Genomic DNA, 1,404 nt, shown 5'->3' with positions numbered 1-1,404 from the left:
CCACCCAGGGCAAATCCGCCATTGCCGCCGCCGCCGCCATGGCCGCCGACACCAACCGCGGTGAACAGGCCGCCTGCTCCGGCAAAACCGCCGTCGCCGCCGCCGCCGCCGATCGACTGCGCCAGCAAGCCGACCGAGAGGTCGTCTGCGGTGGAAAGTTCTCCCGTGTTGCGAACTGTGACCTTCTGGCTCGAGCCGCCGGCAGCGCCGGCACCGCCGATGGCCAGCGACGGACCACCAATGGCGATCGAGAAGCCACCCGATCCACCGCCGCCGCCGACCGACTGCGCCAAGATCGCATGCGACTGCACGCCCTCGGTGGCGATCCTGGCGCCATTGGTCACGTCGACCGTCTTGCCGCCACCGCCGCCGGCGCCCTTGCCGGCTATGCTGACATTGAGGGCAAAGCTGCCGGCGACACTGCCGCCGCCAGTGCCGCCGCCACCGCCGACCGATTGCGCGATAATGCCGGTCGAACGGTCCTCGATCGTATGGATGGAGCCGCTGTTGACAGTGACCCTGACCGTGCCGGCTTCGCCGGCCGCGCCGCCCTGGCCGCCTACGCCGACCGCAGCACCCGCCGACAGATTGAAGGAAAAGCCGCCATTGCCGCCGCCGCCGCCGATCGACTGCACGACAAGGCCTTCCGAATCGGCCTGATGAGTGGTGATCGTGGTTGTCGCGGATCTGTATTCCGCAGCATTGGCATCGCCACCGCCGGCGCCATTGCCGCCGATGCCGACTGTGAGGCCAAGGCCGACACCAATGACGCCGCCGCCATTGCCGCCGCCGCCGCCGATCGACTGCACGATGATGCCGGCCGAGCGCTGCTCCCACGTTTCCACGGACCCGTTATAGGTCGCGTCGACCGCCTGGCCCCGGCCTGCCGCGCCGGCGCCGCCGCCGATGCCCAGATTGGCGATAGCGCCGAATGTTCCGACAAAACCGCCATTGCCGCCGCCGCCGCCGACCGATTGCACGATCAGGCCGGCGGAATCGGTGCCATGCGTGATGATCGATTGGCCGCCGCCAGCGGTGCGGAAGAACACCTGGCCGCCGTCGCCGCCCCCGCTGCCCTTGCCGCCAACGCCGACGCTCACCCCCAGACTGCCTGCAACCACGAAGCCACCATTGCCGCCGCCGCCGCCAAGCGACTGCGCGATGATGCCGGCCGAACGTGCCTGGCTGGTTTCGACCGTGCCGCCGGTCGTCATATCGACTTTCTTGCCGATGCCACCCGCGCCTGCGTTGCCACCCACGCCGACCGCAACGACGCCCGCGCCACCCAGGGCAAATCCGCCATTGCCGCCGCCGCCGCCATGGCCGCCGACACCAACCGCGGTGAACAGGCCGCCTGCTCCGGCAAAACCGCCGTCGCCGGCCGTGCCACCCGGGAGCTGTCTC

General features: G+C 70.3%; 1 pseudogene. It reads right to left on the bottom strand.

Annotated features, from left to right (window positions below):
* A pseudogene (locus EOC94_RS35205) lies at positions 1-1,404 on the bottom strand (autotransporter outer membrane beta-barrel domain-containing protein); the annotation flags it as partial.

The organism is Mesorhizobium sp. M6A.T.Ce.TU.016.01.1.1, from assembly GCF_003997065.1.
GTDB lineage: Bacteria > Pseudomonadota > Alphaproteobacteria > Rhizobiales > Rhizobiaceae > Mesorhizobium > Mesorhizobium mediterraneum.
The sequence above is the reverse complement of the archived record's forward strand: the minus strand, read 5'-3'. Positions and strand labels throughout refer to the sequence as shown.